Raw genomic sequence first — 22236 nt, 5'->3', positions numbered from 1 at the left:
TGAGTCCATTGAAGTCTCCCGACAGTCCTACATGTACGTTGGACTGGCGGGAAATATGGAGAGTTCAACACTGAACGGAGACAGAGCCATAAAAAAAGCCCCGCATGCGGGGCTTTTTTGCGTCCGTCCCTATTTGCCGGACGGCATGGAGCAGTGTCCGCCATGGGTTTCCTGGCCGGAGCCGGCCGCAATCAGCGGTGCTTCGAAGCGCAGGTCCACGGGCGGCGATTGCCAGTAATCCCAGGCCAGAAAGACGAGCAGTACGCTCCAGAAGAAGCTGCGCAAGAGGTTTTGTTGTGTCATGCAGAGTCTCCTGACTTAAAAGCCGAAACGGCGGCGAATGCGCAGGCCGAAGATGGTGCCCACAAAGGCGCAGGGCACCCAGATCCAGCCGTGGATGGAACCCGTGGAGATGCCCGAGAGCATGGCGCCCACATTGCAGCCGAAAGCCAGGCGCGAGCTATAGCCAAGCACCAGGCCTGCGACCAGGGCCACGACCCATTGCGTGCCCGTCAGCGCCTTGGCCGCGGCGGGCTTGCCGGCGGCAATCCACAGCGCGCCGCCCAGGATGCCGATGTTGGTGATGCTGGTCACGTCCAGCAGCGCGGTCTCGTGCAGGCGCGCCGCATTGCCGGGCTGGCTCCAGAACCAGTTACCGGCCAGATCCACGGCGCCCGTGGCGTTGGCAATCTTGGCGGCCCAGAGACCGAAGCCGTAGACCACGCCCCAGGGCTGGCCCGCAATGATCAGGTTGAGCGTGGCCAGGATGGCCAGCAGCACGGCGCCCACCAGCCATTTGCGCACCAGCAGAGGCTTGGCCGGACGGTTCAGGGCGGTGTTGGCCTGTTTCACGTACAGGGCCACGCCTGCCGCGATCACGGCCAGTGCGGCCAAGGTGGCGATCAGCGCCGGAGCCCAGCCCCATGCGCTGACCAGACCCACGGGTGCGGTATTGCCCAGGTCCAGCCACCAGCCCAGATGCAGGCTGCCCAGAAAACTGCCGATTGCAAACAAGGGCAGGATGGCCGTGTTCATGGGAATGCCCATGCCTGCCTTGTAGAGGGTGCCGCTGCCGCAGCCGTCGGCGATCTGCATGCACAAGCCGAAGACAAAGGCGCCAACCAGCAGGCTGATGCTGGGTGGGCCCAGGGCTGCGGTCAGTTCAGGGAAATGGCCGAGCAAAGGCATGGCCAGGGTTGCAGCCAGGGCCAGCAGCAACAGCTGGCCGAAGATGCCGCTGCCGTCTTTTTCCTCGACCAGCATGCGCCAGCCCGTGGTGAAGCCAAAGCGCTTGCCGGCCAGCACGGCGCCCAGGCCTATGCCCACGGCAAACAGCGCCGCCTGGCGCACCGAGACCGACCATAGCAGCCAGCCAAAGAAAACGGCCAGCAAGGCCGTTATGGGAAGTCGTTTCATGTTTTGGGTATCAAATTAACAAATCGGTGATCAATGGCTCAGCGCATCTTCATGCCTTGCGGCATGCACCGTTCCTTTCGCAGGAGACGCCGAGCAAAAGCCGCCTTGCGGCGAAGGCGTCGTCCCCCTCCAAGGGGGAAGGCGCGCAGCGCCTCAGGGGGTCATTTGAAATTTTTTTCCCACCATTTTTGGGCGTCATAGGCCAGCGACTGGGCGCGGCCAGGCTGGTTGGCCATGCGTGGTGCGTCCTTGGACTGGGTCCAGTCCACCATGGAGCCTGCGTAGAGCTTCACATTGGGCAGGCCGGCCATCTCGGACAGGCCGAACCAGTCCGTGGCCGCCCAGTGGCCGGTGTTGCAGAAGGCCACCATGTCCTGGCCTTGCTGGCGCTGGATCTTGTTGGCGATCTCCCTGGCCTTGGCGGCATCCACGAACTGCGAAGTGCCGGGCACGAACCACTGGTTGAAATCCAGTTGTTGGGCGCCGGGCAGGGTGCCCGAGAGTTTGGCCGCGGGCGCGCGGGTCTTGCCCTGGTAGAAGGCATCGGGGCGCGAGTCCACCAGGGCCGCGTTGGAGAGGTCGACATGCTTGCCCACATCCTGCTGGGTGGCCAGCCAGTTGGCGTCAAAAGTCGGGGCGTAGCTGCTGGCCGCAATCTGCGTCTGGGTCTTGCCTACGGGCTTGCCCGCGGCTTCCCAGGCCTTCATGCCGCCGTTGACGATGGACAGCTCCTTGAGGCCCAGGCTTTTGAGCGTCCAGTACACGCGGGCCGTGGCGCCGAAGTCCGTGGCGTCGGCGCCGCTGGAAATCACGACGGCATGCGTGGCCGGCGTCAGGCCCAGGGATTGCACCAGCGCCACCAGCTTGGCCTGGTCGGGCAGCTCGCCGGGGTTGCTGGCCGGGCCGCGCCATTTGCCGTAAGGGGCATTGGCGGCCTCGGCGATATGGCCGGCCTCGAAGGACTTGGGGTCGCGGATATCGATGAGGCGTACATCGGTCTGCTGCAGCAGCGGCTGCAGCTGTTCGGGAGTGAGCAAAGGCTGGGCCGCAAAAGCCCAGCTGCCGGTGCCCAGGCCAAAGCCCAGACCCAGCACATAAGTGGCAAGAGTTTTCTTCATGGCATGAATCGGCGATATGCCGAACTGTCGACGGGCGTGGTGATGCCCGAGGCCTCTATTGTCCGGCTTTGGACGCGGCGGCCCAACCATGAAAAATTTGTCTGCTTATTGCTTGTGGTAATGAGCGAGATTCGGAGGCTGCCGCTCGCGAGAATTCGAGCCGAATTGCTGTTGGGCGATTCATGGATAAGCGTTGCCAGCTATCCAATCCCTGTGCCTAGCACTCATGCACCAGCAGCGAAAAACGGTGCAGCGATATATAGCGCTCGCCGCGTCTGGTGCATTCGCGCAGCAAGCCTTCGTGTGCAAAGCCTGCCGCTGTCAGCAGCTTGGTTGAGGCAAGGTTTTCGGGCTCTACATAGGCCACGACGCTGTGCAGCTTCAGCTTCTCAAAGGCCAGGGGCAGCCATTGACGCAATGCCTGGCGCATCACGCCCTGGCCCCAATGGCCGGGCAGCAGCCAGTAGCCCAGCTCGGCACTGTCGCCATCCTCATCACGGTCATAGACGCCTATGGCGCCCAGCACCTGGCCTTGCGCGCAGATGGCCTGCCACCAGCCTTCGCCTTCTGCAGCCTGCTCCCGGTACCAGCCGAGCTGTTCGCGGGCGATGGCTTGTGGATCGGCCTGCTCTGTCTCCAGGCCATAGAACTGCGTGACCCGCGCATCGCCCATGGCCAGGGTCATGACGGGCAGGTCTGCGGTGCAGAAATCACGAAACTGCAAGAGAGGATGGCTGGTCATGCAGGTAGGGGTACTTTGGGCGTTATTGACTTGCGCCGCCAGCCTTGGCCAGCTGTGCCCGGGTTTTCAGTTCTGCGTCATCTTCGCGCTGGGTCGGCCAGCCTTGCAGATGCTGCTGTGCAATATCGCTGAGCGCCGTAATCCAGGGGGGGCTGTCGTTGAGGCAGGCAATGTATTCAAACTGCTGGCCGCCCGCGTGCAGAAAAGCTTCGCGAGCCTCCTGGTTGATTTCTTCCAGGGTTTCCAGGCAGTCGCTGGTAAAGCCCGGACAGACCACATCGACGCGCTTGGTGCCGGCCCGGGCCAGGGCAATCAGCGAAGGCTCGGTATAGGGCTCCAGCCATTTGGCCTTGCCGAAGCGCGACTGGAAGGTGAGCAGGTACTGGTCGGCATTGAGCTTGAGCCGCTCGGCCAGCAGGCGCGCGGTCTTGTGCGATTCGCAGTGGTAGGGGTCGCCCAGATGCAGGGTGCGTTCGGGCACGCCGTGAAAGCTCATGACCAGCTTTTCCCCGCGGCCATGGCCGCGCCAATGGGCTTCGATGCGCTGGGCCAGGGCCTCGATATAGCCGGTATCGTCGTGGTAACGGTTCACAAAGCGCAGCTCGGGGATATGGCGCTGGGTCCTGGCCCAGTCATAGACGGCATCGAACACGCTGGCCGTGGTCGTGCCCGAGTACTGGGGGTAGAGCGGCAGGATCAGGATGCGCGTCACGCCTTCTTTCTTGAGCGCATCGAGCTGGGCCGCAATCGACGGCTTGCCGTAGCGCATGGCGGGCAGCACCAGCACATTGTGGCCGCGCTCGCCCAGCCAGCCGCGCAGCAGCGTGGCCTGGCGCCGGGTCCAGTGCAGCAGCGGCGAGCCATCCTTTTCATGCCACACCGTGGCGTACTTGGCCGCCGACTTGGCCGGGCGCGTACGCAGGATGATGCCGTGCAGAATCGGCCACCAGGCGAGCCTGGGAATCTCCACCACACGGTCGTCGCCCAGGAATTCCGCGAGATACGGGCGCACGGCCGCGGCCGTGGGAGCATCGGGTGTGCCCAGATTGCACAGCAGAACGGCGGTGCGGGCGGATTGATCGTGGCGGAAGCTGGGTTCGGGCGCAAAGCGTGATGGCATGTTGCAATTGTGTCAGCTAATGAGATGGGCGCAGCGGCTGCCAGGCATTGCGTTGGCGGCTATTCTTGGGGCATGCAATCCCAAGATACCACCGACATCGCCGTAGCAGCCCTGCAGCGGCTGCGCCGCAGCGGGCAGATTCGCGCCATCAGCCTGGACCTCGATGACACGCTGTGGCCCATCTGGCCCACGATTGCCAAGGCCGAAGCCGTTTTGCTGCAGTGGCTGGCCGAGCATGCGCCGGCCACGGCGGCCCATCTTGGCGACACCGCCAGGGTGCGCGCGCTGCGGCATGAAATCGTGGAGCTGCGCCCCGACCTGCAAGCCGATCTCAGCGGCCTGCGCCGCGAATCCATACGCCTGGCCCTGACGCGCGCCGGCGACGACCCGACATTGGCCGAGCCCGCATTCGACGAGTTCTTTGCCGCACGCCAGCGCGTGGAGCTGTTCGACGATGCTCTGCCCGCCCTGGCATTTCTGTCGCAGCGCTGGCCGGTGGTGGCCCTGTCCAACGGCAACGCCAATGTGCATGTGGTCGGTATAGGCCAGCACTTTCGCGCCTCTTTGTCGGCCAGCGGTGCGGGCATGGCCAAGCCCGAAGCGCGCTTCTTCCATGCGGCGGCCGATGCGGTGGGCGTGGCTCCGGAGCATGTGCTGCATATCGGCGACGACGCTGCGCTGGATGCGCAGGGTGCCATGGATGCGGGTATGCACGCAGTCTGGCTGAACCGCGCGCAGTTAGCATGGCCTCACGAGGGGCCCGAGCCCCACGTCACAGTGGCCAGCCTTTTGCAGTTGTGCCAGGGGCTGGCGGATCGCTGATCTGAAGAAGCTGGACTTTTTCGGGCAGCGAACGAGGAGCTGCCCATGCCTGCCTGCCTGTCCGCCCGCATCTTCGCGCCGCCGCCTCTGGCGCCGGTTCGTTCCATGGCCTGGAGCCAGCCCCTGGTCTGGCTAGGCAAGGCTGTTCAGGACATCGCTAACGCTCCCTTAATCAGCCTGGCCCATGGTCTGGCCTTGGTCCTGATCGGCGCTCTGATATTGGCTATCGGGCACAATCGCTTCTGGTTGATGGCCGGGGCCTTGTCGGGCTTTCTGGTGGTCGGTCCGGTAGTGGCGACCAGCCTGTATGCCGTCAGCCGGGCCATTGAGCGCGGTGAGGCCGTGGACCTGGGCTTGATCCATCGCAGCTGGACCCAATGGCAAAGCTGTCATGCTTCGGGCCGCGGCGGGTACTGGTGCATGGTGCAGTTCGGCGCGCTGCTGGCGCTGGCGGCCACGGGCTGGGTGCTGGTTTCGGCGTCCCTGATCACCGTGATGTCGCCCGTGCATGTGGCCACGGTGCAGGACTTTGTTCGCCATGTGGTGCTGGCCAAGGATGGCCAGCTGTTCCTGCAGTGGATGGCGCTTGGCAGCTTTCTGGCGGCCCCGATTTTTGCGTCCAGCGTGGTGGCCATGCCGCTGATGCTGGACAGACGAGTAAGCGTGCGCCAGGCCGTGTTGACCAGCTGGTCCGTGGTGCTGGCCAACCCGGGCCCTATGGCCTTGTGGGCGGCGCTGATTGTGTTGTTAACTTTGCTGGGCCTCGGCAGCTATCTGCTGGGGCTGGTTTTTGTGATGCCTCTGCTGGGCCATGCCAGCTGGCATGCCTATCGTGATCTGGTGGATGCCTCGGCATTCCCCGCCAGGGATGAAGCGATGGAGCCTGCCGCCTGAATACGCCACAACCAGGGCCCGGCTGTGAGGACTTGGTTGTCGTGATATTTGGCTATACGGAAGAGCAGATCGCCCACTTTTTCCTGACCTGGGGCGTGGGCGCCTTCATCCTGTTCATGGTGTTCATCATCTTGCAGCTGGCGCGTCAGTCCAAGGCCGGCAAGTTCGGCACCTTTGTGATCTTTCTGGGCCTGGGCGTAGGCTTTGTGGGCTATCTCGCCAAAATCATCATCCAGTGGTGGATAGAGAAATAGACACCCCCTGAGCGGCTGCGCCGCTTCCCCCTCTCTCGCTTCGCGGGAGGGGGACGACAGCTTCGGTGCGGGGCGGCCCTTCCTCGCTGTCTCTTTGATCGTGTGCGCTAGTTTTGTGGGTTAGCTTGGTTTTACCTGGGCGCGTTTGAGCACCTTCTGCCAGCGGTTCTGCTCGGTGGCGATGAACTGGGCAAACTGCTCGGGCGTGCTGCCTATGGGCTCGGCCGCGTCGCCCTGCAGGCGCTTGAGCGCATCGGGGGCCTTGACGGCCTTGGCACATTCGGCCGCCAGTCTGTCCACATGGGGACGCTGCAGCGACGAGGGCGCGAGCATGCCGTACCACTGGGTCATCTCGAAGCCGGGGAAGCCCTGTTCGGCCACCGTGGGCACATCGGGCAGCTGGGGCAGGCGCTTGGTGGAGCCCGTGGCGATGCAGCGCACCTTGCCAGCCTTGATGAAGGGCAGCAGCGCGGCCGCGCCCACGGATGCCGCATCGAGGCGGCCCGAGAGCAGGTCGGTCATCATGGGGCCGGTGCCGCGATAAGGCACATGGAGCATGAAGATATCGGCCGTCATCTTCAGATATTCAAAGGCCAGATGGCCCGCGCTGCCGTTGCCGGCCGAGCCATAGCTGAGCCTGCCGGGGTTCTTCTTGGCATACGCCACCAGATCGGCAATGTTCTTGACAGGCAGGTCGGGGTGCACCACATACAGGCTGGGCACCTTGGCCAGCAGGCTCACGGGCACAAAGTCCTTCTTCGGGTCGTAGGGCAGCTTGTCGAAGATATAAGGGTTCACGGCCAGGGTGCCGATATGGCCGAGGATGACCGTGCTCTGGTCGTCGGCGCGCGCCACTTCCTGCATGGCGATATTGCCGGCGGCACCGGGCTTGTTGTCCACGAACACGTTCTGGCCCAGGGTCTTGGAGAGTTCGGCCGCCGTGGAGCGGGCCACGATCTCCGAGCTGCCGCCAGGCGCGAACGGCACCACAAAGCGCACCGGCCGTGCGGGCCAGCCGTCTTCGGCGGCGCGGGCCATGCCGGGCAAGAAGCTGCTGCAGGCCAGCGCCCCTGCGCCGGTCAGCAGATGGCGGCGCGAGATGTTCAGAATTTCGTGGGTGGATTTGTCGAGTGTCGATGCCATTTTGTCTCCGTGGCTTTGCTTCTTTGAATGCAGAGGGACTGTCGGCCCATGGTTGCAACTGTGGCTGTCAAACGGCTGTCAAAACTCGGCTATTTGGACCATGGCCGCATCAGGTTTTCCCCAGTGCACCGCGGTTTGCACTAGCCCATAGGAACTAGCAAGGCCGGCTATGCGGCCATCCGCCGCACCGCCGCCATGCCGCTGCGCACCGCGCCCTCCAGCGTCGCCGGATAAGGGCCGTCGACATAGTCGCCACAGGCCCACAGGCCGTGGCCCAGCTCCATGTCCGGGCGCTGCAGCGCGGGCGTGCAGGCAAAGGTGGCGCGCTTCTCTATCACCGTCTGGATGGCCTGCATGTCATGCCAGCCCAGCTGTTCCCGGGCCTGCTGCAGAACCTGCAGCTCCAGCGTTGCGCGGTCGAAGTGGCAGTCGCTGATGACAAAAGCCATCAGGCCCTGCTGGGTCGCATCGTGCGCATGCAGATGCCCGCGGTCGAACACGAATTGCGCAGGATGTTGCTCGCTGGTGCGCAGCGCCAGCCAGGGCAGTGCACGCGGCAGACGATGGTGGGTGTGGGCATAGACCGTGGCGATGGCCGTGTGTTCCAGCGCCTGTGCGCCCTGTGCCCAGTGCTGGTAGTGCACGCCGGCCCTGGCAGGCAGGCGCTCGTCTGCGGCGGCTGCCCGCGCCAGCCTGGCGGCCTCTTGCGGTGGGCAGGCCAGCAGCACGGCGTCAAAGCGGGCCTGCTCCAGCGCGGCCGCCAGCTCCGGACCCTGAGCGCGCAGCTGCCATTGCCGGCCTTGGGAAATCAGCTGCTGAATGCGGCAGGCCTGGTGCACCGCGTGGCCCTGCTGCTGCAGCCATTGCGCCGCAGGCAGGGGAAACAGATCGCCCAGACCGCGGCGCGGCACCAGGAAATGGGAGCCGCCATTGCCCGTAAACAGGGCGTCGCGGAGCACGCGCAAAAACACGGAGCCGCTGGCTTGGGCGGCCGGCAGATTGAGGGCCGAGACACACAGCGGCTCGATGAATTCGTCCAGCAAGCGCCTGGGCAGGCCTTTGCAGATATCGGCCACGGTGGCCGTGTGCGCGCAGCCAAAGCCCTGCAGCCGCCAGCGCAGGGCTCGGGCCAGCAAGGCCGCGCGTTCATGCTGCGACCAGCCGTCGGCAGCGGCGATGCCGGCCAGCGCATCCAGCGGTGCGGGCAGCCCGGGAAACTCCAGGCCGCAGCCATCGGCATAGCGCATGGCCAGCGGCCTGCGCAGTAGTGCCTGTGCGGGGTCGACTCCGACCTCGCGCATGAGCCTCAGGCAATCGGTATAGGCGCCAATCAGGATGTGCTGGCCGTTGTCGGCCTGGGTGCGGTCCGGCAGCTCCAGATTGCGGGCACGGCCGCCCAGGTGGCGGCTGGCTTCGAAAACCGTGGGCGCATGACCGTCGAGCGCGAGCTGCACCGCGGCCGCCATGCCGGCCCAGCCGCCACCGATGATGGCAACTTTCATGGCCGGCCTACATGCGGCCCAGGGCCTGCATCTTCCAGACCAGCCAGAGCTTGCGCAGCGGCGTCAGGCTGATGCGCTGGTGCAGCACCTGGAAGTTCTCGGATTCGATCTCGCGCAGCAGGGTGCGGTAGATGCTGGCCATCATCAGGCCGGGCTTTTGCGCGCGGCGGTCGATCGCAGGCAGCAGGGCCAGAGCCTTGTCGTAGAGGCCGTGGGCGCGCTCGGCCTGAAAGCGCATCAGGGCCGTGAAGCGGTCCGAGTATTCGCGCTTGTTGATCTCGTGGGCCTTCACGTCGAACTGCTGCAGCTCGCTGATGGGCAGGTAGATGCGGCCGCGCATGGCGTCTTCGCCCACGTCGCGGATGATGTTGGTGAGCTGCAGCGCCTGGCCCAGCGTATGGGCATATTCGGTGGTGCGCTCGTCGGTCTGGCCGAAGATGCGCGCCGCCACTTCGCCGACGATACCGGCCACCAGGTGGCAGTAGCGCTGCAGGCCCGCGAAGTCCAGGTAGCGGGTCTGGTCCAGATCCATCTGGCAGCCTTCGATCACGGCCTGCAGATGGCGCTCCTCTATGCCATAGGTCTTGGTATGGGGCATCAGCGCCCGCATGACGGGATGGGCGGACTGGCCGCCGAAGGCCTTGTGCACCTCGGCCTGCCACCAGGCCAGCTTGGTGGCGGCCACGCCGGGGTCCGAGACCTCATCGACCACATCATCCACTTCGCGGCAGAACGCATAGAAGGCCGTGATGGCGGCTCGGCGTTCCTGTGGCAAAAAGAGGAAGGCGTAGTAGAAGCTGCTGCCCGAGGAAGCTGCCTTGTCTTGGACGTACTGATCCGGATTCATAGGGGCAGCATTGTCCCATGGCGCCGGCCTTTCGCTGGCGCAAGCCTGAAATGTGCCGGCGGTTTGTGCTCTGTTCTCAAATTTGATAGCTGGCATCGCATATGCATCAATGGTTGCGCGCCTTTTTACATGCGAGCCGCGCGCCAGAGCAGCCGCGGCAGGTCCAGTTTGCCCAGCTTGATGCGCCGGTAGAGATTGCGGCCCTGCAGCGCATCCAGCCTGTCCAGCATGCGCAGGCCGCCCTGGACGACCAGGCGCAGCTCCCAGCCTGCGCGGCCCGGCAGTTGGTGCACCAGTGGCGCACCCTGGTTCATGAGGCTGCGCGCCTGGGCATTGAGCTCGGCCAGCAGCGCCTTGAGGGCCGGGGTCAGGGCCTGGGCCTCGGGCTTGATGGCATCGCGCGCCAGGCCGTGGCGCGCCAGGTCGGAGTCCGGCAGATAGTGGCGCTGGCGCCGCAGGTCCTGGCTCAGGTCCTGCCAGAAGTTGATGAGCTGCAGCGCCGTGCAGATGGCATCGCTCTGGATCAGCGCCCTGGGGTTGATGACGCCATACAGATGCAGCAGCAGCCGCCCTACGGGATTGGCGGAGCGGCGGCAGTAGTCGAGCAGCTGGGCCATGTCGGCATAGCGGGCCTGGGTCGCGGTCATGCGCACATCCTGGTCGAAGGCGCTGAGCAGGTCGGCCAGCAGGGGCTTGGGCAACTGCTGGGATTGCAGCTGCACGGCCAGCGGCCCGAACACCTGGGGCCAGGCGGTGCGCGTGAGCATGGCGGCTTCGCCCGCCGTGTCCAGCTGCTGCAGATCGGCCGCGTATTGCTGCAGCGCGCCCAGGCGCTGCAGGGCGGTGAGGTTGCCTTCGTCGGCCAGATCGTCGGCCGTGCGCGCAAAGTGGTAGATGGCGGCGATGGGCGCGCGCAGATGCGGCGGGCACAGCCAGGAGGCGACGGGAAAGTTCTCGTAATGCGTGATGGCACCGGGCTGGGCGGGTGCGGAATTCACTGGAGGCATATGGTTCACGGTCCGTATTGTGAACCGGGGCAGGGAGCTGGCCGGGCTCGGGCTGCCAAAAACAGACGCAAGAAAGTGAACGAGCGTGCACAATCCGGTCTGACTTTGGCGCAGCCGCATGCCCGGCGGCCGCTCTTTCCACTCCTACACCAAGCCCAGAACACCATGGCTGTTTCGTCTTCTCGTTTTGCCGTTCCATCCCCGCAGCGCAGGCCGGTCGTGCCTTGGCTGGCTGTCTCCGTCGTGGCGGCCGCGGCCTTGCTGTCCGCCTGCTCCAAGAAGGATGCCGCACCCGAGCCGGTGCGCGCGGTCAAGCTGCTTACCGTGGGCGAGGCACAGCTGGAATCGACCCGGGAGTATGCGGGGGATGTGCGGGCGCGGGTGGAGTCGCGCCTGGGCTTTCGCGTGGCGGGCAAGATCACCCGGCGCGAGGTGGAGCTGGGCCAGCATGTCAAGGCCGGTCAGGTGCTGGCGCGGCTGGATGCACGCGACTACCAGCTCGGAGCCGAAGCGGCGCGCGCCCAGGTGAGCTCGGCCACCACGCAGCGCGATCTGGCGCAGGCCAATGCCCAGCGCTTTCGCGCACTGCGGGCGCAGAATTTCATCAGCGCCGCCGAGATGGAGCGCTACGAGGCCAGCCTGAAGGCCGCACAGGCCACGCTGGACCAGGCAAAGGCCCAGCTGTCCACCCAGTCCAACCAGGAAAACTACACCTTGCTGCTGGCCGACGTGGACGGCGTGATCACCGGTGTCGATGCCGAGCCCGGTCAGGTGGTGGCCGCGGGCACGCCCGTGGTGCGCATCGCCCAGGATGGCGCGCGCGACGCGGTGTTTGCCGTGCCCGAAGACCGGCGCAGCTCCATACGCATGGGCCAGGGGGTGAAGGTCCAGCCCTGGTCGGACGCGTCGCAGACCATTGCGGGCCAGATCAGAGAGGTGGCGGCCAGCGCCGATGCCGCCACGCGCACCTACCAGGTCAAGGCCGCACTGCAGGGCGGCCAGTTGCCGGCCCTGGGCTCGACGGTCCATGTCTGGCCCGAAGGCACGGGTGCGGCGAACGGCGCCGTGGAGGCCAGCGTCATCAAGCTGCCCACCACGGCCTTGCGCCAGGACGGCGGCGGCGGGCAGGGTACGGCGGTCTGGGTTTACGACCCCGCAACCAGCACCGTCCGGCTGCAGCCGGTGCAGATCGCCACGGCCGACGGCAATGAGGCCGTGATCGCCTCCGGCCTCAAGCCCGGCATGCAGGTGGTGGCCACGGGCGTGCATGTGCTCAACCCCGGGCAGAAGGTCACCATCTACCGCGACAAATATGCCAAGGCCGGCAAGGAGCCCGATGCTTCCGCATCGGAAGCGGACGGCAGGCCTCAGCAGGGCGCGACAGGCGCTGCGGAGGCCGGCAAATGAGCGGCAAGGGAGCCAAGGGATCGGGCGGCGCGCACTTCAATCTCTCGCGCTGGGCGCTGGACCATGTGGCGCTGACGCGCTACTTCATCGTCGTCCTCATGGTGCTGGGCTTTACGGCCTATTTCCAGCTGGGGCAGGACGAGGACCCGCCGTTCACCTTCCGCGCCATGGTGATTCGCAGCTACTGGCCCGGGGCCACGGCCGAGCAGGTGGCGCAGCAGGTGACGGACAAGATAGAGCGCACGCTGCAGGACGTGCCCTATGCCGACAAGATCAGCAGCTATTCCAAGCCGGGGGAGTCGCAGGTCATCTTCCAGCTCAAGGACAACTCCCCGCCCAAGGAGGTGCCCCAGCTCTGGTACACGGTGCGCAAGAAGGTGGGCGATATGCGCTACACCCTGCCGCCGGGCGTGCAGGGGCCATTCTTCAATGACGACTTCGGCGACGTCTACGGCGTGATCTACGCGCTGCAGGCCAAGGGCTTCAGCTATGCCGAGCTCAAGACCCTGGCCGACGATGTGCGCCAGCAGCTGCTGCGCGTGCCGGATGTGGCCAAGGTGGAGCAGTTCGGCGTGCAGGACGAGAAGGTCTATGTGGAGCTGTCCCGGCGCGCCGTGCAGATGGGCCTGAACCTCAAGCAGGTGCTGGATCAGCTGAGCCAGCAGAATGCGATCGCCTCGGCGGGCACGCTGCAGACGCCCGCCGAGACCATTGTGCTGCGCGTGCAGGGCCAGTTCAACGATCTGGACCAGCTGCGCGACATGCCGATTCGCGGCCCGTCCGGTGCGCAGCTGCGCCTGGGCGATATCGCGGAGATCCGCCGCGGCTATGCCGATCCGGCCAATGTGAGAGTGCGCTTCCAGGGCCAGGACACGATTGCGCTGGGCGTCTCCATGATCAAGGGCGGCGACATCATCGCTCTGGGCAAGGCGCTGACCGAAGCCACGGACCGCATAGGCAAGAACCTGCCCGTGGGCGTGACGCTGAGCAATATGCAGAATCAGCCCAAGGCCGTGGCCGATTCGGTCAGCGAATTCGTCCAGGTGCTGATCGAGGCCGTGGTCGTGGTGCTGGCCGTGAGCTTCATCAGCCTGGGCTTTCATCGGCGCGAAGGCCGCCAGCCGCTGTGGAAGCGCTGGTACATCGACCCGCGCCCGGGCCTGGTGGTGGGCATCACCATCCCGCTGGTGCTGGCCGCCACCTTCCTGGCCATGTGGTACTGGAATATCGGCCTGCACAAGGTGTCGCTGGGCTCGCTGATCATCGCGCTGGGCCTGCTGGTGGACGATGCCATCATTGCCGTCGAAATGATGGTGCGCAAGATGGAGGAGGGCTACGACAAATACCGGGCCGCCACCTTCGCCTACGAGATCACCTCCAAGCCCATGCTGACGGGCACGCTGATCACGGCCACGGGCTTTCTGCCCATAGGCATGGCCAAGTCCATGACGGGCGAGTACACGTTTGCCATCTTCGCGGTGACCGTGATCGCGCTGGTGCTGAGCTGGTTTGCCTCGGTCTATTTCGTGCCCTATCTGGGCCTGCTGCTGCTCAAGAAACCGCCGCATGCGGCCACGCTGCCGCCCGAGGTGGCCTCGGGCGAGGTCTCGGCTGAAGAAGCCGGCATCAACATCAACGCGGGCGAGCATGAGCTGTATGACACCCCGTTCTACAACCGCTTCCGCCGCATGGTGAACTGGTGCGTCAAGCATCGCTGGTTGACCATAGGCGCCACGGTGCTGGTATTCGTGCTGGGCCTGGTGGGCATGGGCAAGGTGCAGCAGCAGTTCTTCCCCGACTCCAGCCGCCCCGAGGTGCTGGTGGATATCTGGTTCCCCGAAGGCACGGCCCTGCAGGCCAACGAAGAGGTCACGCGCCGTGTGGAAGCGCGTTTTCTCAAGCTCGGGGGTGTGGAGTCGGTTGGGGAGTGGATAGGCTCGGGCGTGCCGCGCTTCTATCTGCCACTGGATCAGGTGTTCCCGCAGAACAATGTCTCGCAGTTCATTCTGGTGGCCAAGGACCTGAAGGCGCGCGAGGAGGTGCGCAAAAAGCTGCCGGCGCTGATGGCCGAGGAGTTCCCCGAGGTGCGGGCGCGCATCAAGCTGCTGCCCAACGGGCCTCCCGTGCCGTATCCGGTGCAGTTCCGCGTGATGGGAACCGACCCGGCCAAGCTGCGCGCCTATGCCGATGACGTCAAGAAGGCGATGCAGGGCAATGCCAATATGCGCGGCATCAACGACAACTGGAACGAATCCATCAAGGTCATCCGCCTGCAGGTCGATCAGGACAAGGCGCGCGCCCTGGGCGTCACCAGCCAGTCGATTGCCGATGCCACCAGCATGAGCTTCACGGGCACCACGGTGGGCCAGTTCCGCGAGGGCGACAAGCTCATCGACATCGTGATGCGTCCGCCCAGGGCGGATCGCGATGCGATCACCGATATCGCCGACGTCTATGTGAGCAGCAGCTCCGGCCAGTCCATGCCGCTGACGCAGATTGCCAAGCCGGTGATGGTCTGGGAGCCGGGCGTGATGTGGCGCGAGAAGCGCAACTTCGCCATCACCGTGCAGGGCGATGTGCGCGAAGGCATGCAGGGCGCCACGGTGACCAACGAGCTGCTGCCCGCGCTGCGCGAGATGGAGGCCGGCTGGCATGCGGCCGGCGATGCCGCCTATCGCATCGAAGTGGCGGGCGCCGTGGAGGAAAGCTCCAAGGGCTCGGGCGCCATCGTGGCCGGCGTTCCGGTGCTGCTGTTCATCACCTTCACGCTGCTCATGCTGCAGCTGCGCAGCGTGAGCCGCTCGCTGCTGGTGTTCATCACCGGCCCGCTGGGCATTCCCGGCGTGGCCGCGGCCCTGCTGCTGCTGGGGCGTCCCTTTGGCTTTGTGGCCCTGCTGGGCGTGGTGGCGCTGATGGGCATGATCCAGCGCAACTCGGTGATCCTCATCGACCAGATCGAGGCTGGCCGTGCCCATGGCCTGCCGGCCTGGGAGGCTATTGTGGAGGCGGCCGTGCATCGCCTGCGCCCCATCGTGCTGACGGCGGCCGCGGCCGTGCTGGCCATGATTCCGCTGTCGCGCAGCGTGTTCTGGGGGCCGATGGCGGTGGCCATCATGGGCGGCCTGATCGTGGCGACCTTTCTGACCCTGCTGGCGCTGCCGGCCATGTATGCGGCCGCGTTCCGGATCGGCAAGGAGAGTGCCTGACCTGGCTTGTCCCTGGGACATGCAATTTGCGGCTAGAATCTCCGCCTTGACCCCAGCAGGCGCGAATTCGCGCCGCTGGACCGCGCGGGTGGCGAAATTGGTAGACGCACCAGGTTTAGGTCCTGACGGTGGCAACACCGTGCCGGTTCGAGTCCGGCTCCGCGCACCAGATTCCGGCGCCAAGCCGCTCAAAGCCCGTAACCCCAAGCCGGTACGGGCTTTTTCTTTGTCCGCTCCGCTCTGTGCGGCAGCGGCGTCAGCCTTTTCAGGCAAACCCCTGATGCCCGATGGTGGAGGCTGCGCGGCGCCTCGTTATAATGGTCGGCTTCGCCTGTACCTGATTTGTTCAACTGCCCAGCGCCAGATGCCTGGGGCTTATCAGCGCAGCAGGCTCCGGAAAAACTGTGGTGCCGCATGCCGCAAGACATGCGCGCACCGTGACTTTGCGCAATACGGTGCGGGTTGCACGGCAATCTGCACGGTCCTCATCCCTCTTAGGAAAAATCATGGCCGTTAACGTTGAAACTCTTGAAAAGCTCGAGCGCAAGATCACGCTGAGCGTGCCCCTGTCGGCAATCCAGTCCGAAGTTGATGCTCGCCTGCAGAAGGTGGCACGCACCGTGAAGATGGACGGCTTCCGTCCCGGCAAGGTGCCCATGAGCGTGGTGGCCCAGCGTTATGGCTATTCCGTGCAGTACGAAGTGCTCAACGACAAGGTGGGCGAGGCTTTTGCCGCTGCCGTGAACGAAGCCGAACTGCGCGTTGCCGGTCAGCCCAAGATCACCGAAAAGGAAGGTGCTCCCGAAGGCGAAGCGCAATTCGAAGCCGTGTTCGAAGTGATGCCCGAAGTCAAGATCGGCGATCTGGCCGCTGCCGAAGTGGAAAAGCTGTCCGCCAACGTGGACGATGCCGCCATCGACAAGACCGTGGACATCCTGCGCAAGCAGCGCCGCACCTTCACCGAGCGCGCTGCCGGTGAAGCCGCTGCCGACGGCGACCGCGTGACCGTGGACTTCGAAGGCAAGATCGACGGCGAAACTTTCTCCGGCGGCAAGGCCGAAGACTTCCAGTTCCTGGTTGGCGAAGGCCAGATGCTCAAGGAATTCGAAGATGCGACCCGCGGCATGAAGGTCGGCGAGTCCAAGACTTTCCCCCTGGCTTTCCCCGCTGACTACCACGGCGCCGATGTGGCTGGCAAGACCGCCGACTTTCTGGTGACCGTCAAGAAGGTGGAAGCTCCCAACCTGCCCGAAGTGAACGAAGAATTCGTCAAGACTCTGGGCGTGGAAGGCGGCTCGGTGGCTGCCCTGCGCGACGACATCAAGAAGAACCTGGAGCGCGAAGTGAAGTTCCGCGTTCAAGGCCGTAACAAGCAGGCCGTGATGGACGCCCTGGTGTCCGTGGCCGAACTGGACCTGCCCAAGGCTTCCGTGCAAGCCGAAGTCGGTCGTCTGCTGGAAGGCGCACGCGCCGAGCTGCAGCAGCGCGGTATCAAGGATGCGGCCAAGGCCGAGATCCCCGAAGACATCTTCCTGCCCCAGGCCGAGCGCCGCGTGCGCCTGGGTCTGGTGGTGGCCGAGCTGGTCAAGACCAACAACCTGCAAGCCACGGCCGAGCAGATCAAGTCCCATGTGGAAGAACTGGCCTCCAGCTACGAGAAGCCCGAGGACGTGGTGCGCTGGTACTTCGGCGACCGCAACCGCCTGGCCGAAGTGGAAGCCGTGGTGATCGAAAACAACGTGACCGAATTCGTGCTGGGCAAGGCCAAGGTGACGGACAAGGCGGTGTCCTTCGAAGAACTGATGGGCCAGGCCTGATAGGCTGAGCTTTTGTCGGTGATTGCCCTAGGGCAGGTGCCGATAAGTTGAATGGTGGGGCTTGTGCTTTCACGCGCAAGCCCCATTTTCTTTTCAGAATGCGGCTACAGTAGGCGCATAGCACTGGAGAAAACATGAGCGCATTGGATACATTGGGTTTGGGCATGGTGCCCATGGTCATTGAACAGTCGGGTCGCGGTGAGCGCTCTTACGACATTTATTCGCGTCTGCTCAAGGAGCGCGTGATTTTCCTGGTGGGTGAGGTCAACGACCAGACCGCCAATTTGGTGGTGGCCCAGTTGCTGTTCCTGGAAAGCGAAAATCCTGACAAGGATATTTCCTTCTATATCAATTCTCCGGGCGGCAGCGTCACGGCCGGCATGGCGATTTTCGACACCATGAATTTCATCAAGCCCGATGTGTCCACGCTGTGCACGGGCATGGCTGCGAGCATGGGCGCCTTCCTGCTGTCCGCCGGTGCCAAGGGCAAGCGTTACGCACTGCCCAATGCCCAGGTCATGATCCACCAGCCTTTGGGCGGTGCACGCGGCCAGGCGACCGAGATCGAGATCCACGCGCGCGAGATCCTCAAGACCCGCGAGCGCCTGAACAAGCTGCTGGCCGATCACACCGGTCAACCTCTGGATCGCATCCAGCGCGACACCGAGCGCGACTATTTCCTTTCTGCCGAAGAGGCTAAGGACTACGGCCTGGTGGACCAGGTCATCAGCAAGCGTTCTTGAAACTGTAGCGCCTAGCCCAGATCTGGTCTGGGTTATGAGGCGTCTGCAATCGGAAAGCCGGAAGCGTGCCGCATGCTGCCGGAACTTGCATGGCGGCGTTTGTCCCTGAAGGGCAGCGCCGCCTTGTCTTTGGTTATCATTAATTTTCGTTTTTTCGTAACGAGGCACTGCCCCCATGGCCGACAAAAAAGGCTCTTCCACCGAAAAGAATTTGTATTGCACCTTCTGCGGCAAAAGCCAGCACGAGGTCAAAAAGCTGATCGCTGGCCCTTCCGTCTTCATCTGCGACGAGTGCATCGATCTGTGCAACGAGATCATTCGTGACGAGCAGCCTGCAGCCGATGCCAAGGAAGGTCGCGGTGATCTGCCTACGCCCGCAGAGATCAAGACCAATCTCGACAACTACGTGATCGGTCAGGAACAGGCCAAGCGTACGCTGGCCGTGGCGGTCTACAACCACTACAAGCGTCTGCGCCACAAGGACAAGGCCGGCAAGGACGAGGTGGAGCTGGCCAAGAGCAACATCCTGCTGATCGGCCCCACGGGCTCGGGCAAGACGCTGCTGGCCCAGACGCTGGCGCGCCAGCTCAACGTGCCTTTCGTGATGGCCGATGCCACCACGCTGACCGAGGCCGGCTATGTGGGTGAGGACGTCGAGAACATCATCCAGAAGCTGCTGCAAAGCTGCGAGTACGACGTGGAGCGCGCCCAGCGCGGCATCGTCTACATCGACGAGATCGACAAGATTTCGCGCAAGTCCGACAACCCCAGCATCACACGTGATGTCTCGGGCGAGGGCGTGCAGCAGGCTCTGCTCAAGCTGATCGAAGGCACCATGGCCAGCATTCCGCCACAGGGTGGGCGCAAGCATCCGAACCAGGACTTCCTGCAGATCGATACCACCAACATCCTGTTCATCTGCGGCGGTGCGTTTGCGGGCCTGGAGAAGGTCATTGAAAACCGTACCGAAGCCTCGGGCATTGGCTTTGGCGCCTCGGTCAAGAGCAAGAAGCAGCGCTCGATTTCGGACGTCTTCCAGGAGATCGAGCCCGAGGATCTGATCAAGTTCGGCATCATTCCCGAACTGGTGGGGCGCATGCCCGTGGTTACGGCCCTGGCCGAACTCAGTGAAGATGCTCTGGTGCAGATCCTGACTGAGCCCAAGAATGCTCTGGTCAAGCAGTACAGCAAGCTGCTGGCCATGGAGGGCGTGGAACTCGAGATCCGCCCCGCGGCCCTGAAGGCGATCGCCCGCAAGGCACTGGCGCGCAAGACGGGTGCCCGCGGCCTGCGCTCCATCGTCGAGCAGGCGCTGATCGGCACCATGTTCGAGTTGCCCACGGCCCAGAACGTGGAAAAAGTGGTGGTGGAGGAAGCCACCATCGAGGATGGCAAAGAGCCTTTGCTGGTTTATCGCGAAGCCGCCAAAAAGGCTTGATACTGTGCTGGCATGCAAGGTGGTCGAGAGAGATGACCGCCTTGCTGCAGCAGGCTGAAAGGCAATGCCCCTGACGCTGCAAAAACAATTTGTAGCAAGGGGTTGAAATACACCGGTAGGCGGACCATCTTCCGCTGAGAAACCGAGGATACCTATGTCTGGACAAACCCCTTTGCCTTCTACCGAGCTGGACCTGCCGCTGCTGCCTTTGCGCGATGTGGTGGTGTTCCCGCATATGGTAATTCCGCTGTTCGTGGGGCGTGCCAAGAGCATCAAGGCTCTGGAGCTGGCCATGGAAGGCGACCGCCGCATCATGCTGGTGGCACAGAAGACGGCCTCCAAGGATGAGCCCGTCGCGGAAGACATGTTCGAAGTGGGCTGCGTTTCCACCATTTTGCAGATGCTCAAGCTGCCCGACGGCACGGTGAAGGTGCTGGTCGAGGGCCAGCAGCGCGCACTGGTCAAGCAGGTTCAGGACGAGGAGTCGCACTTCACGGCCTCCGTCACCTCCGTAGAGCCCGAGGATGGCGCTCACGAGCAAAGCGAAATCGAAGCCCTGCGCCGTGCGGTAACCCAGCAGTTCGACCAGTACGTCAAGCTCAACAAGAAGATTCCGCAGGAAATCCTGACCTCCATCGCCAGCATCGACGATGCGGGCCGCCTGGTGGATACCATTGCCGCCCACCTGCCGCTCAAGCTCGAGAACAAGCAGGCGGTGCTGGATTCGGTGGACATCAAGGAGCGCCTCGAAAACCTGTTCGAGCAGCTCGAGCGCGAGGTCGATATCCTCAATGTCGACAAGCGCATCCGCGGCCGCGTCAAGCGCCAGATGGAGAAAAACCAGCGCGACTTCTATCTGAACGAGCAGGTCAAGGCCATTCAGAAGGAACTGGGCGAGGGTGAAGAGGGCGCCGACATCGAGGAGATCGAGAAGAAGATCAAGCTCGCCAAGATGCCCGTCGAAGCGCGCAAGAAGGCCGAGGCCGAACTCAAGAAGCTCAAGCTCATGTCGCCCATGTCGGCCGAGGCTTCGGTGGTGCGCAACTACATCGACGTGCTCACCGGCCTGCCCTGGAGCAAGAAGACCAAGATCAAGCACGATCTGACCAATGCCGAGACCGTGCTCAACGAGGACCACTTCGGCCTCGAAAAGGTCAAGGACCGCATTCTCGAATATCTTGCCGTGCAGCAACGCGTGGACAAGGTCAAGGCACCGATCCTGTGCCTCGTGGGGCCCCCCGGCGTGGGCAAGACCTCGCTGGGTCAGTCCATTGCCAAGGCTACGGGGCGCAAATACGTGCGCATGGCGCTGGGCGGCATGCGCGACGAGGCCGAGATCCGCGGCCACCGCCGCACCTATATCGGCGCCATGCCGGGCAAGGTGCTGCAAAGCCTGGAGAAGGTGGGCACGCGCAATCCGCTGTTCCTGCTGGACGAGATCGACAAGCTGGGCATGGACTTCCGCGGCGATCCCTCGAGCGCCCTGCTGGAGGTGCTGGACCCCGAGCAGAACAACAAGTTCGGCGACCACTATGTGGAGGTCGATTTCGACCTGTCCGACGTGATGTTCGTGGCCACCTCGAACTCCATGAACATTCCTTCGGCCCTGCTGGACCGTATGGAGGTGATCCGTCTGTCGGGCTATACCGAAGACGAGAAAACCAATATCGCCATGCGCTATCTGCTGCCCAAGCAACTCACCAACAACGGTGTGAAGGAGGGCGAGCTGGAGGTGAACGAGTCGGCGATCCGCGACATCGTGCGCTACTACACCCGTGAAGCCGGCGTGCGCTCGCTGGAGCGCGAGCTCTCCAAGATCTGCCGCAAGGTCGTCAAGGGCCTGCAGCTCAAGAAGCTGGAGCCCACCGTCGTCGTCACGGCCGACAACCTTCCGGATTACCTGGGCGTGCGCAAGTACACCTACGGCCGCGCCGAGCACAACAACCAGGTCGGCCAGGTCGTGGGACTGGCCTGGACCGAGGTCGGCGGCGATCTGCTGACCATCGAGGCCGCCATCATGCCCGGCAAGGGCGTTATCACCCGTACCGGTTCGTTGGGCGATGTGATGAAGGAGTCCGTGGAAGCCGCCCGTACCGTGGTGCGCAGCCGTGCTCGCATGCTGGGCATCAAGGACGAGGCCTTCGAGAAGAAGGATATCCACGTGCACGTGCCCGACGGTGCGACGCCCAAGGACGGTCCGAGCGCTGGCGCCGCCATGACGACGGCCTTTGTCTCGGCTCTGACGGGCATCCCCGTGCGCGCCGATGTGGCCATGACGGGCGAGATCACCTTGCGCGGCGAGGTCACGGCCATCGGCGGCCTCAAGGAAAAGCTGCTGGCTGCGCTGCGCGGCGGCATCAAGACCGTGCTGATTCCCGAGGAAAACGTCAAGGATTTGCAGGAGATTCCGGACAACGTCAAGAGCGGCCTGGAGATCGTGCCCGTCAAGTGGATCGATCAGGTGCTCAAGGTGGCCCTGGAGTGCGAGCCCCAGCCTCTGACGGACGAGGAAGTTGCGGCCGCCGTGGCCGCTGCCGACGCCAAGCCCGGCGAGCCTGCGGTGAAGCACTGACAGGCAGTTTTATGAAAAATGTGGCGTTTTTTCTGAAGAGCTTCAGAAGTGCGCTACAATTCGATCCATCGCAGCAAACAACGTTGTACAATGTTGGGCTTCGATGGATAAGCGGGAATAGCTCAGTTGGTAGAGCGATACCTTGCCAAGGTATAGGTCGACGGTTCGAACCCGTTTTCCCGCTCCAG

At 64.0% G+C, this 22236-nt stretch carries 18 protein-coding genes and 2 tRNA genes; 11 read left to right on the top strand and 9 right to left on the bottom strand.

The window, feature by feature from the left end:
- Positions 1–129: 129 nt before the first annotated feature.
- The 5 genes from AB6724_RS20840 to hemH form a co-directional block, all read right to left on the bottom strand.
- Positions 130–303, bottom strand: coding sequence for a hypothetical protein (locus AB6724_RS20840; RefSeq protein ID WP_369340459.1), 174 nt, complete (start codon positions 301–303; stop codon positions 130–132).
- A gap of 15 nt (positions 304–318) precedes the next feature.
- Positions 319–1416, bottom strand: a complete 1098-nt coding sequence (locus AB6724_RS20835) for a YeeE/YedE thiosulfate transporter family protein (protein ID WP_369340458.1) — start codon at positions 1414–1416, stop codon at positions 319–321.
- A 161-nt stretch (positions 1417–1577) separates the two neighbouring features.
- Positions 1578–2534: a sulfurtransferase gene (locus AB6724_RS20830; protein WP_369340457.1), complete on the bottom strand. Its 957-nt coding sequence runs from the start codon at positions 2532–2534 to the stop codon at positions 1578–1580.
- Between the two features lie 217 nt (positions 2535–2751).
- Entirely contained in the window at positions 2752–3276 is a 525-nt protein-coding gene (locus AB6724_RS20825) for a GNAT family N-acetyltransferase (protein WP_369340456.1), read from the bottom strand.
- Between the two features lie 22 nt (positions 3277–3298).
- Positions 3299–4396: a ferrochelatase gene (hemH, locus tag AB6724_RS20820; RefSeq protein WP_369340455.1), complete on the bottom strand. Its 1098-nt coding sequence runs from the start codon at positions 4394–4396 to the stop codon at positions 3299–3301.
- Between the two features lie 72 nt (positions 4397–4468).
- On the opposite strand from hemH, the gene AB6724_RS20815 reads away from it, so the two are divergent.
- The 3 genes from AB6724_RS20815 to AB6724_RS20805 are packed head-to-tail and all read left to right on the top strand — an operon-like array spanning position 4469 to position 6366.
- Positions 4469–5218 carry an HAD family hydrolase gene (locus AB6724_RS20815; RefSeq protein ID WP_369340454.1) on the top strand — a complete coding sequence of 250 codons (750 nt, stop codon included), beginning with the start codon at positions 4469–4471 and terminating at the stop codon, positions 5216–5218.
- A gap of 45 nt (positions 5219–5263) precedes the next feature.
- The gene (locus AB6724_RS20810) at positions 5264–6112 is read left to right on the top strand and encodes a DUF2189 domain-containing protein (RefSeq protein ID WP_369340453.1); all 849 of its coding nucleotides are present in this window, start codon (positions 5264–5266) and stop codon (positions 6110–6112) included.
- Positions 6113–6153: 41 nt separating this feature from the next.
- Complete coding sequence (locus AB6724_RS20805; protein WP_283487892.1) at positions 6154–6366, top strand: DUF2788 domain-containing protein; 213 nt, start codon at positions 6154–6156, stop codon at positions 6364–6366.
- 120 nt (positions 6367–6486) lie between these two features.
- Here the strand turns inward: AB6724_RS20805 and AB6724_RS20800 are convergent, their stop codons facing one another.
- The 4 genes from AB6724_RS20800 to hpnC form a co-directional block, all read right to left on the bottom strand.
- Entirely contained in the window at positions 6487–7509 is a 1023-nt protein-coding gene (locus AB6724_RS20800) for a Bug family tripartite tricarboxylate transporter substrate binding protein (protein ID WP_369340452.1), read from the bottom strand.
- Positions 7510–7676: 167 nt separating this feature from the next.
- A complete protein-coding gene (gene hpnE, locus AB6724_RS20795; RefSeq protein ID WP_369340451.1) occupies positions 7677–9011 on the bottom strand; it encodes a hydroxysqualene dehydroxylase HpnE in 1335 nt (444 codons plus the stop codon).
- 7 nt (positions 9012–9018) lie between these two features.
- A complete protein-coding gene (hpnD, locus tag AB6724_RS20790; protein ID WP_369340450.1) occupies positions 9019–9858 on the bottom strand; it encodes a presqualene diphosphate synthase HpnD in 840 nt (279 codons plus the stop codon).
- A gap of 125 nt (positions 9859–9983) precedes the next feature.
- Positions 9984–10865, bottom strand: a complete 882-nt coding sequence (hpnC, locus tag AB6724_RS20785) for a squalene synthase HpnC (protein ID WP_369340449.1) — start codon at positions 10863–10865, stop codon at positions 9984–9986.
- A gap of 165 nt (positions 10866–11030) precedes the next feature.
- Here hpnC and AB6724_RS20780 point away from each other — a divergent pair, with 165 nt between their 5' ends.
- The 8 genes from AB6724_RS20780 to AB6724_RS20745 all read left to right on the top strand — a co-directional run bounded on the left by AB6724_RS20780 (position 11031) and on the right by AB6724_RS20745 (position 22235).
- The gene (locus AB6724_RS20780; RefSeq protein WP_439329908.1) at positions 11031–12272 is read left to right on the top strand and encodes an efflux RND transporter periplasmic adaptor subunit; all 1242 of its coding nucleotides are present in this window, start codon (positions 11031–11033) and stop codon (positions 12270–12272) included.
- Positions 12269–15478 carry an efflux RND transporter permease subunit gene (locus AB6724_RS20775; protein WP_369340448.1) on the top strand — a complete coding sequence of 1070 codons (3210 nt, stop codon included), beginning with the start codon at positions 12269–12271 and terminating at the stop codon, positions 15476–15478. Before AB6724_RS20780 ends, AB6724_RS20775 begins: the two co-directional genes overlap by 4 nt.
- Before the next feature lie 82 nt (positions 15479–15560).
- A tRNA-Leu gene (locus tag AB6724_RS20770) sits at positions 15561–15647 on the top strand.
- 337 nt (positions 15648–15984) lie between these two features.
- Entirely contained in the window at positions 15985–17295 is a 1311-nt protein-coding gene (gene tig, locus AB6724_RS20765; protein ID WP_369340447.1) for a trigger factor, read from the top strand.
- Between the two features lie 134 nt (positions 17296–17429).
- The gene (clpP, locus tag AB6724_RS20760; RefSeq protein WP_369340446.1) at positions 17430–18038 is read left to right on the top strand and encodes an ATP-dependent Clp endopeptidase proteolytic subunit ClpP; all 609 of its coding nucleotides are present in this window, start codon (positions 17430–17432) and stop codon (positions 18036–18038) included.
- 175 nt (positions 18039–18213) lie between these two features.
- Complete coding sequence (gene clpX / locus AB6724_RS20755; RefSeq protein WP_369340445.1) at positions 18214–19476, top strand: ATP-dependent Clp protease ATP-binding subunit ClpX; 1263 nt, start codon at positions 18214–18216, stop codon at positions 19474–19476.
- A gap of 154 nt (positions 19477–19630) precedes the next feature.
- Complete coding sequence (gene lon, locus AB6724_RS20750; RefSeq protein WP_369340444.1) at positions 19631–22048, top strand: endopeptidase La; 2418 nt, start codon at positions 19631–19633, stop codon at positions 22046–22048.
- A 111-nt stretch (positions 22049–22159) separates the two neighbouring features.
- Positions 22160–22235, top strand: a tRNA-Gly gene (locus AB6724_RS20745).
- The last annotated feature ends 1 nt before the right edge of the window (position 22236 follow it).

This window comes from Comamonas guangdongensis, from assembly GCF_041079535.1.
GTDB classification, from domain to species: domain Bacteria; phylum Pseudomonadota; class Gammaproteobacteria; order Burkholderiales; family Burkholderiaceae_C; genus Comamonas; species Comamonas guangdongensis.
Note: the sequence above shows the minus strand (reverse complement) of the source record. Positions and strands in the feature narration are given on the sequence as shown.

Bases quoted from the DNA above. Each gene is read 5' to 3' on its own strand.
- lon (WP_369340444.1), top strand. From the start codon at position 19,631: ATGTCTGGACAAACCCCTTTGCCTTCTACCGAGCTGGACCTGCCGCTG.
- AB6724_RS20775 (WP_369340448.1), top strand. From the start codon at position 12,269: ATGAGCGGCAAGGGAGCCAAGGGATCGGGCGGCGCGCACTTCAATCTC.
- AB6724_RS20825 (WP_369340456.1), bottom strand. From the start codon at position 3,276: ATGACCAGCCATCCTCTCTTGCAGTTTCGTGATTTCTGCACCGCAGAC.
- AB6724_RS20815 (WP_369340454.1), top strand. From the start codon at position 4,469: ATGCAATCCCAAGATACCACCGACATCGCCGTAGCAGCCCTGCAGCGG.
- hpnD (WP_369340450.1), bottom strand. From the start codon at position 9,858: ATGAATCCGGATCAGTACGTCCAAGACAAGGCAGCTTCCTCGGGCAGC.
- clpP (WP_369340446.1), top strand. From the start codon at position 17,430: ATGAGCGCATTGGATACATTGGGTTTGGGCATGGTGCCCATGGTCATT.
- AB6724_RS20835 (WP_369340458.1), bottom strand. From the start codon at position 1,416: ATGAAACGACTTCCCATAACGGCCTTGCTGGCCGTTTTCTTTGGCTGG.
- tig (WP_369340447.1), top strand. From the start codon at position 15,985: ATGGCCGTTAACGTTGAAACTCTTGAAAAGCTCGAGCGCAAGATCACG.
- AB6724_RS20840 (WP_369340459.1), bottom strand. From the start codon at position 303: ATGACACAACAAAACCTCTTGCGCAGCTTCTTCTGGAGCGTACTGCTC.
- hemH (WP_369340455.1), bottom strand. From the start codon at position 4,396: ATGCCATCACGCTTTGCGCCCGAACCCAGCTTCCGCCACGATCAATCC.
- hpnE (WP_369340451.1), bottom strand. From the start codon at position 9,011: ATGAAAGTTGCCATCATCGGTGGCGGCTGGGCCGGCATGGCGGCCGCG.
- AB6724_RS20830 (WP_369340457.1), bottom strand. From the start codon at position 2,534: ATGAAGAAAACTCTTGCCACTTATGTGCTGGGTCTGGGCTTTGGCCTG.
- clpX (WP_369340445.1), top strand. From the start codon at position 18,214: ATGGCCGACAAAAAAGGCTCTTCCACCGAAAAGAATTTGTATTGCACC.
- AB6724_RS20800 (WP_369340452.1), bottom strand. From the start codon at position 7,509: ATGGCATCGACACTCGACAAATCCACCCACGAAATTCTGAACATCTCG.
- hpnC (WP_369340449.1), bottom strand. From the start codon at position 10,865: ATGCCTCCAGTGAATTCCGCACCCGCCCAGCCCGGTGCCATCACGCAT.
- AB6724_RS20780 (WP_439329908.1), top strand. From the start codon at position 11,031: ATGGCTGTTTCGTCTTCTCGTTTTGCCGTTCCATCCCCGCAGCGCAGG.
- AB6724_RS20810 (WP_369340453.1), top strand. From the start codon at position 5,264: ATGCCTGCCTGCCTGTCCGCCCGCATCTTCGCGCCGCCGCCTCTGGCG.